12 protein-coding genes are annotated in these 10,356 nt (G+C 35.9%); all 12 read left to right on the top strand.

What is annotated here, in order from left to right; translation table 11 throughout:
• Positions 1 to 128 precede the first annotated feature (128 nt).
• The 12 genes from T501_RS19440 (at position 129) to T501_RS21685 (ending at position 9,822) form a co-directional block, all read left to right on the top strand.
• A complete protein-coding gene (locus tag T501_RS19440; RefSeq protein WP_044917191.1) occupies positions 129 to 452 on the top strand; it encodes a helix-turn-helix domain-containing protein in 324 nt (107 codons plus the stop codon).
• Between the two features lie 65 nt (positions 453 to 517).
• Entirely contained in the window at positions 518 to 1,012 is a 495-nt protein-coding gene (locus T501_RS19445; protein WP_044917193.1) for a hypothetical protein, read from the top strand.
• Between the two features lie 160 nt (positions 1,013 to 1,172).
• A complete protein-coding gene (locus T501_RS19450; protein ID WP_044917195.1) occupies positions 1,173 to 1,835 on the top strand; it encodes a PIN domain-containing protein in 663 nt (220 codons plus the stop codon).
• Positions 1,836 to 1,874: 39 nt separating this feature from the next.
• Positions 1,875 to 2,144, top strand: coding sequence for a hypothetical protein (locus T501_RS19455; RefSeq protein ID WP_156094537.1), 270 nt, complete (start codon positions 1,875 to 1,877; stop codon positions 2,142 to 2,144).
• Positions 2,145 to 2,754: 610 nt separating this feature from the next.
• Positions 2,755 to 2,988: a helix-turn-helix domain-containing protein gene (locus T501_RS19465; RefSeq protein ID WP_044917199.1), complete on the top strand. Its 234-nt coding sequence runs from the start codon at positions 2,755 to 2,757 to the stop codon at positions 2,986 to 2,988.
• 14 nt (positions 2,989 to 3,002) lie between these two features.
• Positions 3,003 to 4,502, top strand: coding sequence for an McrB family protein (locus tag T501_RS19470; RefSeq protein WP_044917200.1), 1,500 nt, complete (start codon positions 3,003 to 3,005; stop codon positions 4,500 to 4,502).
• Positions 4,503 to 5,840 carry a 5-methylcytosine restriction system specificity protein McrC gene (locus T501_RS19475; RefSeq protein ID WP_044917201.1) on the top strand — a complete coding sequence of 446 codons (1,338 nt, stop codon included), beginning with the start codon at positions 4,503 to 4,505 and terminating at the stop codon, positions 5,838 to 5,840.
• Positions 5,841 to 6,113: 273 nt separating this feature from the next.
• On the top strand, positions 6,114 to 6,374 hold the full coding sequence (locus tag T501_RS19480; protein WP_156094538.1) for a hypothetical protein: 261 nt from the start codon (positions 6,114 to 6,116) through the stop codon (positions 6,372 to 6,374).
• A 251-nt stretch (positions 6,375 to 6,625) separates the two neighbouring features.
• A complete protein-coding gene (locus tag T501_RS20560; protein WP_050008424.1) occupies positions 6,626 to 8,209 on the top strand; it encodes an ATP-binding protein in 1,584 nt (527 codons plus the stop codon).
• Positions 8,210 to 8,237: 28 nt separating this feature from the next.
• Positions 8,238 to 8,972: a KOW domain-containing RNA-binding protein gene (locus tag T501_RS19490; protein WP_044917205.1), complete on the top strand. Its 735-nt coding sequence runs from the start codon at positions 8,238 to 8,240 to the stop codon at positions 8,970 to 8,972.
• 233 nt (positions 8,973 to 9,205) lie between these two features.
• A complete protein-coding gene (locus T501_RS19495) occupies positions 9,206 to 9,664 on the top strand; it encodes a type IV toxin-antitoxin system AbiEi family antitoxin domain-containing protein (protein WP_242845589.1) in 459 nt (152 codons plus the stop codon).
• A 5-nt stretch (positions 9,665 to 9,669) separates the two neighbouring features.
• Entirely contained in the window at positions 9,670 to 9,822 is a 153-nt protein-coding gene (locus tag T501_RS21685) for a hypothetical protein (RefSeq protein ID WP_156094539.1), read from the top strand.
• Positions 9,823 to 10,356 lie beyond the last annotated feature (534 nt).

Here is a 10,356-nt window from a genome sequence, read left to right on the forward strand (position 1 = left end):
ACCACAGGTTTAGTTTTTTTACATAGCAGATGTGATATACTACTCTTTACAAGCGGCTGTTGTTAATCCTTAAAAGAAATGTGGTTAAAAACGATAAATATAGCAAAAGCGTTAATAAGGAGGCGGCTATGGATATCTTTGATGTTTTTGTGGACATGCAGGCTACTGGAACAAGAATTAAGGAGCTTAGAAAGCAGAGTAATATGCGTGTTTGCGAACTGGCTGAAGCACTTGGACTTGAGTCGGAACAGGCTATTTACAAATGGCAGCGCGGACAGTGCTTACCAAATGTTGATAATCTTGTAAGACTTAGTATTATATTCGGATGTCATATTGAAGACATTCTTATGAATAACATGGAGATGGAAGAGGACGCGAGTCCTCTTCTTCCTTTTTTAGGGTTCGGAGTTTTGTCCGAGTCTTTTTTCAACTACGTGTTTAATGCTATTTAAAATTTATAAACATATAATTATTGATATAGATATTTGGGATAAAGCTTATGGAGGAAATGAATGGAATGGATGTAAATTTAATTGCCGAGATAGTAACGACCATAGTGATGGTGGCGGTCTTTGTGCTATCGGCAGGATTTTTAGTTATGGGGTCAATTACGATGGAAATATATGACGAAAAAACAAAGAATGAAAAGAATTTAATTCGGTATATGGGGAATGTGGTATTAATCATCATGAGTCTTGTGGTATGCGTATCAGTGTGGATGCGCTTTGATGCAATGGTTTGTTTTGCCATACTGGTTCCGATTATGACTAGAAGTATTGAAGATGCTCTCTGCGCTACCACATATATTGGAAAAGTTATGAAGTACTTATTGATGCTACTATTTTTGACTGGATTCGTATTAATACTTGCCGCTTTTAGGTATGATGGAATACTTGAAAACAATATGGTAAAGGGCGTGATTCTTATTGCAGTATCTGCGGTACCTTTTAAGGCGTTTGTGGATATGTTTAATACAGATGATACAGAGGATAGCGAGAGTAGCGAGAATTGAGCTATGTGTGGTATTTATTGGACACCAATTTTGATACTATATGGGTATAGGATAGATTTATTACCCTGTAATTGCTGGGAAATCATACTAGAGCTGGGCAATGTAATCATTCTGAAGATTTGCAGTATATTTGGAATCCGATATGAAGGAGGTATTGCTTATGGCTACAGTATTGGTTGATTATGAAAATGTATGTATGAAAAATGGCTTGGTGGGGACTTCTTACCTTAATTCTGGTGATACCTTGCACATTTTCTATAGTGCGGTTTGTGAAATGCTTCCTAATTACCATATGGAAGAGATAAATAAATCGGGGTGCACGCTATTAATATCAAAATTGATCGCGCAGGGAAAGAATGCTCTGGACTTTTATATTGCAACTGAGTGCGGGAGGCTTATTTCAGATGGTGAAACTCAGATAGCCATAGTCAGTGAAGATAAAGGATACGCGGCTGTTATGCATTACATCAGAGAAGTGATGGGGATGAAAAATATCGAAATATTCAGGAGTAGTAATATAGAAAATGCTCTTAAGTCGTTTGCTGATCCGGAAAATGCAGAGCGAAGAAAAATTATGGCTGAAAGGCAGCTGAGTGTCGATCTTAAATCCGAATATGCGAAGCTCCAGGAGAGAAATCAGATCAGAAATGAGATTTTTTCTGCGCTTAAGGGAACAAAGTATGGAGGGAAAATCTCTAGCATTATTTCTTATTTGGAGAATAAGGATAAGACTGACAAAAAGAAATTGTATACAGGTGCTCTTCATGAGTTCGGTAAAAAGGATGGGTTGGAGCTATATTCGATTCTGAAGGAAGTTGTTTGACTGAAGTATATTATGCTGTTGCTGGTATAGTTGCAAGCAATGGAGAGAAGGAGCGGAATGGAGAATAATCATATTCATGAGGTATATGAACTTGCAAATAGAAATACTTTTACAGGAAAAAAGGTCAAAGAGAGAGGAGCGAGGAAAGCTACGATTTTTTTCTGCGGTTCATGTGGAAGAATAGCAGGCTATACCGGCAGCTTGAAGAGTTACAGGTGCTGCAACGCGGCTAATACCGGACTTCCTGACTGCCAGTATTCCAAAAGAAAGAGAGATGTCCTTGAAGGTTCCTACACTGAAATCACTTGATAAGTGATAAAGCCAGTGTTTATGCGGGGTTACACTATCTCGATTGATTAATATTTTAGAAAATAATTTGTGGTCACCGTAGAAAGAAAAATCTTTCTACGGTGATTTTTGCTTATATGGCTTAACAATTAATTAACGTTTTCTGTAATCAATCAGCGCATCATTCAGCGCACTCATAGTTTGTCTGATAATTATTTCATCAAACTCAGTGCATCCAACAAAAGTATTATTTCTTGCTATAAATGGTATTGAACTGTAATACACTCAGAAAGAGTTGTATGAGATAATACTTTAAATTGCAGCAAGTAAGAAAGAGTATGTGGATTTGTTACAATGGGTCCTGGAACGTCAGATTAAAAACTGAATATAGATATTTTTGCGGACTGGCTCTGTGGATGATTCCACAACCAGTCCTTTTTTTGAAATTACATCCAGCGATAAGCTGGCAAAGATATGGGAGGGATGTTGTGGATATTGAAAATCTGATGCGAATGGATTGGGGATATGTCCCAACAAGTGAGTGTGAAGGAACATTTATGCGCAGTGTGACTCATAGTCCGTTGTTACAAATACATCACAATATTAACTTCAAAATAGGAGGTTTAGTAAGATGATTCAAGTGTTTTTTGGAATTGCATGTAGACAACAGCGAGAACAAATGCAAGTTAGTCAAGAGAAGTTTGCACTATCGATAGGCATGGATAGAACTTATTACGCATCAGTTGAGGCAGGAAAAAGAAATATATCAATACAGAATATAAAAAAGATAGCTGATGGATTTGGGATATCTTTAGCAGAACTGATGAGTGAGACAGAAAAAATAGAACGTTCTTCGAAAATGTAAGGAGATAAGTAGTTATGTATGCAAATTATGAAGATATACAAGAAACTTTTGATGATTTTGTAAATAAAGTTGGTGGAGAATCTAGGAACATTAAAAAATATGTTCGAAGGAATTATGTTAAAGATAATAGTGGTTTTCCGAGGGAAGGCGCGTATTTTGGATTAATTAAAGAAGGTGAAGAACCCTCTGGTGGATATCATGATCTAAGTCTTGTTGTTTTTTTAAGTAATGAACAAGAAGATAAAGACGATAGATGCATGGTTGCTTTGGTGTTTGGATCACTTGGATATAGGGATGACTATGACATAGCTGCTTTGCCAGGTACAAAACGACTATTTATGAATCTTGGTCTGAATGATATTTTTATAAAAAATGATTTTACAGATATCCAGTCAAGGGATGGATTCAAAGATTTTTGTGAAGCGAAGGACAATTTGTATCCAGCAGATGATGGAGCAGAAAGAATCCCGGAGACATTACGAAATGCATTCAAAAAGTATGAAAATGTTATAATGGTAGCATCTCTTTTTAGTCCACATAATGAGGATGAAACAAAGAAAAAGTTAGGAAAGTTTATTGCGGCATATGCTAATATGCGATCTTGGCCATCAAATAAAGAACAGAGAAAAGTGGTTAACGAGCTCATTCACAATTCAAAAAATGATGAGATAGATGAAGAGCGTGAAATTGAAAAGCTTAGGCAATTAGTTGAGGTGAGGAAATATGTAGTGTTGCAGGGAGCACCAGGTACTGGAAAAACTCGTATGGCTAAAAAAATTACAGAGGGCAAAAAAGTTTTCTTTACACAGTTTCACGCAGAGACTACATATAGTGATTTTATTTATGGGATTAGACCTATTGTTAGTAAAGAAAAACAAAACCAGCAGGATCATTTAGAGTATGAGGAAGTAAAGGGAGTATTTGTTCGCTCGATTATAGAAGCAAAAAAAGCACAAGATAATGCCAAAGAGTTAAATAAAAGTCCGGATGAAGTGTATTTGATCATTGACGAGATCAACAGAGCTAATCTTTCTAATGTACTTGGACCGATTTTTTATTTGTTTGAGCCAACAATGCATGAATCAGAAGTAACTATAGAGGTTTGTCCGAGATTGAGTTTGAGCAAGCTTCCAGACAATCTGCGTGTTATTGCGACAATGAATACTGCTGATAAAAGTCTAGGGGGAATAGACTTTGCTTTAAGGAGAAGATTTGCTTGGTATACAATGGTGCCGCATTCGATAAAAGCTGATGCAGGGTACGAATTTTGTGAGGAAGCTTTTATTGATATGGAGGATATTTTTTATAAGTACGCTTCAGATGAAGAGTTAAATCTAATGCCAGGACAGGCGTATTACATCATAGCTGATAATAGCGTTGAGTTAGAAGAGAGGCTACGGTACGAAGTAATGCCGTTAATAAAAGAATATTTGGCTGAAGGTTTTTTAATCAGAGCAAGAGATAGCTTTATAAGTTACTTTAAGAAATGGATTAAAGAGGAGATGTATAAATAAGTGGGTAAAATATTCCTTCAAATGCCGTGTTTATCTGAATCAAAAACATATACAGATCGACAAATACATGAGGAACTCTTTGATAAAAAAAGTGATTATCGCTACTTGGAATCAAGCATCCAAACCTTTTTAGATATAAATATAGATGTATTCGATTTTGCTGGAATTCATGCTGAGGTCAATGGAAGTGGTAAGAGTATATCGATAAAATTTATTAGCGGGGGGTATGTTGGTGCGGTTCCTGTCAGAATGCCGTACGATGGTGTTTCTAGGAAGGATATTCAAATTTTTCCAAGATTTGAGAATCAAAAAGATAATTATTCAGAATTATTTAAAATACTGGATAAGATAGATTATTCCGATGAATTGGAATACATGAATAACAGGTATTTGAATTTGCCATTTCAACTTAAGCCACCTATTTATAATGAGGCGATGGAGTATATAAGGCTATTCGAAGAAGCTTCTAGATATCGTTGGAGAAAATTTGAGAACATTAAAAATATGTTAAACATTCCAAGTGGCGGAACAGACTGGAACGAGTATGCTCGAAATTCTTATGACCCTAAGAAACGTCTTGAGTATCCTTCAAAAAGAAATGTTCTTTCGATCAACCATAAAGAGTGGCAGGAGCTTGTTTATGTCTTAGAACTTGCTTGTGAGATATTAAATGATCAGGCTGTGCCTGTTGATATTAGATTGGGCTATCAAAGATATTTTAAGACAGTAATATATAACGCTAGAAATATAAAACCAGAGCCGGTAAAAGAGATTAGTTTTCATGCTAAAGATCCTGATTGTATAAAGCGGCTCAAAAAACAAGCTGTGATAATACTTCATAAAAATTCTACAACTTGCGCGGCATGGAGAATGGATATGTCCAAGATATTTGAGAGATACGTTCAATATCTGCTCAAGAAGAGCACAGAAGAATTAGCAGGTAGAGAATATAATAATCCAAAGATTCATGCGCGTGGAGATAGAATGAGATGGGGGCTTAAGTATCTTGAGCCTGATATGGTTTCTGTAATCAATAATGGAATTGTATTTGAGGATGCAAAATATAAATCCCATTTATATTCATACAATAGTGATTCGGAATTGCTTAAGGAAACTTTTAGATCAGATCTTCATCAAATAGTTGCTTATTGTGCATTTGAACCAGCTGATAATAAAAAGGGAGTGTTATTCTATCCGGCAGCGGAATTTAGAAAGTATGAAACGCTTTTTGAAACACCGCTATCTTCCGCTAATGTGCGGATCTTTTTGTGTGGAATTCCTTTCTGCGATGAGGCTGAAGAAGAAACGATAGTAAAACTTAAGGAAATAATGGCATAGGCTGAAAAAAGAATAAGGAAGCAATGTTTATTGTGAGCAGAGCTTCTTTTTTTGGACCTTTTTATAGCTGATTTTTTTCAATCTGAATATAGAAAGTATTAATGCTCATACTATGCTCATACTCTTGCGAACGTGTGAAATGTAACTCAAACGTGAGACCCATATGATATACTATTATAGCCGGATTTTGTAAGTGTTTTTCAGAAGAGGAGCGATTATGGTAATTTTCGAGATGTAATACATGGACAAGGAATAGGTAATATTACATATAATTTGAAATATGGCAAGATAAACCTTTATGGCAAACATTTTGGGCCTCCGTCAAATCTGCAAAAGGTTAAAGCGTTTTTGATTGATAAGGATATAAAGAAAAATGCTGATATTGATGTTTCTATAACTATTGGAAGAGCTTTGAATAGTATAGTGATAAAACAAATAATTATGTCCATTGATGGAGAAAAAGCATACTGCATAAAAAAGAAAGAGGTAAGATTAGTTACAACCTTTCTTATGTTTTTGATGAGCAAGGGTTAAGAAAAGTGGATAAGGAATACTGCATCAGTTTAAAGGCAGGTGAATATAGAGAGAATCCTAATCTGGAACCGTTGCAAGAATATCAAGGGACATCAATACCTATGAAGGTGCGTTGTAGACTGTGTGGTGAAATTATTGAAAAGACGCCATCATATATGCTAAGAGGACATAGTTGTCATGAATGTAAGGGAAATAAAGACAAGAAAGCGTGATTATACAACTTGTAATCTAAGGTATGAAGGAGGATTAGAATGCAAATAAGAATAGTTTTTTATAAAACCTCATCAAAGTATTATGATCCATGTTGCCTTAAGTGCGAGTGTTTTGAGCAATATTCTAGTGAAAAAAGCTCTAATACTATAGATATTTCTGCGGAAGAGATAAGAACGAAGCAAGTACTCATTAATCACGTATTGGGTATAGTAAAGAACTGGAGTAAGACAGAATACTATGTTGATGGGAAAAGAGCTTCAATATCTGAAATAGAAGGAGTAGTAGGGCTTGCAAATTGTGAAAAGGCAAAAGATAACGAGGTTGTTGGCGACCACTGTTTTGATATAAATGGTTGGGGATGTAATAGCCTTGAAGAAATAGCTTTTCGCGATAGTGGCTATTCATATTATAGAAAAACAAAGTATTTTTGGTATCAGATAGGTAAGTTTAGTGATGGCGTGTGGCATGTTGATAAATCTAGAATCAAAGAAATGCTTAAGGATGAGGCTGAGAGAAAACACCTGAATTTTTGCAAGCATTTTAGCTTAGATAGAATTTTCGAGGAAGTTGACAAGCTTTCTGATGAGATTATTGTTGATGAGCAAGATGAAGATTGCGAATGGCAATATGTTTATAAAGAAGCTGCAGCAGGAATGAAGCAAACAGAAATAATCGGAGTTGAGCCTAAGGAAGAAGATAAATACTCTAGTGGAGGCTTCTCCATAAATGTAGGATCTTTATTTGGCGGAGGGGCTTCAAACGCAGAAGAAAAGGATGATCAAAAGGATATTCCGTCAACATCGTTTGCAGATATAGGTGGTATGGATGATGTTGTTCAGCAGGTTAGAGAGGTTGTTGAGCTACCAATGATATCCCCTAATATTTTTGAACATTACCATCTTATACCGCACAAAGGAATATTGTTATATGGACCTCCTGGATGCGGTAAAACAATGATAGCAAAGGCTATTGCTAATGAAGTTAAAGCTCATTTTATATCAGTGAATGGACCGGAAATTCTCAATAAGTTTATGGGACAATCTGAAGAGAATTTAAGAAAAATATTTGCGGAAGCAAAGCGAAAAGAGCCAGCTATTATCTACTTTGATGAGTTTGATTCAATCTCAATGCGAAGAGATAGCGATGATCATTTGTCTTCAGCGTCAGTAGTAAATCAGCTTCTGACGCTGATGGACGGAATGGATGAATCAAAGGTGTGTTGTATAGCTTCGACAAACAGAATAGATATGATAGATGAAGCAATTAAAAGACCTGGAAGATTTGACTATGTTATTGAGATAGAAAAACCTTCGTTAGAAGGATGTAGATCTATATTTAGAATTCATACGGAAAAGAAGCCCGTTGATCCTACGTTTGACAAAGATAAATTTGTTGAAAAGCACTTGATGGGATTATCCGGAGCTGAAATAGCATTTGTAGCAGCCGAGGCAGCATATAATTCGATTAGAAGAACGATTGATGTTGATGGGATTTTTCAGGGCAAAAATGTTGAATTGACAGGTGAAAATATGATTGTAGATATGGATTTTATACGTGCTGTTAATACATTAAAGGAGCGTAAGACTAAGGCTGATACAGCAAAGTATAGATATAATCTGTAAATGATTCAGTAAAGGAGATGAGCTGTCTTTGACCAGGGATGAATACTACGACAAATTATATGATTGGGCTGAGAGCACACAGATTAAAAAACTTTCTTCCGTAGAATCGCTGGGTGCAGCTGATGAAGTCGCGGAAGTAATGCTGGAGTTTGCCTTTAACCACGAGGATATTGTTAATCGCATTGCCAGAAAAGCTATTGAGCAGAAGCTTGTATTTTCTGCAGACAGCCTCATTGATTTGACAAATAGTATTGATCCTGAATTGCAGGCGCGGCTTGCGATACAGTCAGCAGATAAGTTTTCAAAAGAAGATCTGGAATCGTTGGACGGATTCCTGGATGCTGACGTTCTCGTAAAACTATATAAGCTAAAAGGTTTAAAAGTACCGGAAATACTGTGCGATGATGAACCGGAAGAGGATTTCTATGAAGAACCTATTGAAAAGAAGCCGGGCGGATTCTTCAGTGCACTTGCTATGGCTTTTGGTATGGGTCATGGAATATCTCAAGGAATTCATGATGCTACCGGCAGCAGACCTCGCAAGTTCAGAGTTGGTGATCACGTGCGTGTAAGGTATCGGGGTCAGGAAGGTACTGTTATAGACATCAATGGAGTTGAAGTATCAACACTAAATAAAATTTGCCTGGACTTAGGAATTAACCTTTATAAGTTCTTTAGTTATCAGAGCAAGGAAATTATTTATTTGTCTGATGATGAGAAAGAAATAATAGAGGGAATAAAGCATTGGGGTATGAAGAGGTAATTGAGGTGTATTCACGGATTAAGGATTCCCAGATGCAACAGGTGGCCTTGGCGCAGCTAAGAGTTTTAGCTGAATTTTAAAAGTGTGTGAGTGGAGTAAATATTCACACTAGAGGTGTGTCGTGTGTATATTTACTTTAAAGGGTAGATATGCTTCTTACATATAATGAATGTATAGATAAATATGGAAGCGACTATAGACTCAAAAAAGAGATCCTTAGTGGAAATATCTTCATGAAAGAAAAGGGAATATATTCTACTAGACGCAATATATCAGATATTGAAGTAATAATGAGTAAATATCCTAAAGCTGTATTTACTGATAAGAGTGCATATTATTATCACTCTCTTACAGATGTCATTCCTGATTATTTTCATCTTGCTACAAAGAGGGAAGATAGCCGGATTAGAGATAGTCGCGTAAAACAATCTTTTTTTAAAGATGAAATTTTTGAGGCTGGCATTGAAGAGATGCAATACAATAATATATCCATCAGGATATATAATAGGGAACGCATGCTGGTAGAATTGATGAGATTTAGGTCCAAAATACCTTTTGACTATTATAAAGAAATCATTCAAAATTATCGACGTATCACCGAAGAAATGGATTTTGGTCTTGTAGAAGATTATGCCTACATGTTCCATAAAGGCGAAATTATTATGAATCAGATACAGATGGAGGTTCTTTGATATAAATGAATTTACATGATGAAGTAGAAAAGATTAAAGGTGAAGGGTATAGTGAAGCAAATGCTGAAGCTAAGCTATGCCAGGATATAGTGCTTAAAGCAATTTCAGAGAGTGGAATGGGGAGAAATGCCACGATTAAGGGCGGTGTTGTAATCTGAAGGAAGAGGTTGATGTTGATAAACTTAGGGGATGTATTGAAAAATACATTTTCGCCGATAATACTCTGAGAAATGTCACCTCGATGGATGAAGTGGTAAAGAGGGTTGAGCGAGTATTTACTAATAAGAAATATATAAGTGATCTTGAAAAGTCTGGTAAAAATTGGCTTGGAGTGTCAACAGATACGGTGCTAAAAGAAGATGTGGATTTTCTAAAAAGTATTTAGGTAAAGAATGGAATAATTGGTCTGACAGCGTCTGACTAATTGGATAAGAGGAGTGGCATTAGGAATATAAGGTAAATAGTATAACAAATGCCAATAAAGCCTTATATTAAGCGGAAAATAGTTTGATTACATATAATCAAACTATATAATCAAACAAAAGAGCATCTATATTCCTTTACGGTTATAAATGCTCTTTTTAATTACGCTCCTTTGCGTAACATGTGCATTCTTGCGTGTTAAGTGCTAATTACGCCAATAATATGTGCGTACTTGCGCATTAACTTTGCTTTGCTTATAATATATCTGA

Source organism: Butyrivibrio sp. WCE2006, assembly GCF_000701985.1.
Taxonomy (GTDB): domain Bacteria; phylum Bacillota; class Clostridia; order Lachnospirales; family Lachnospiraceae; genus Butyrivibrio.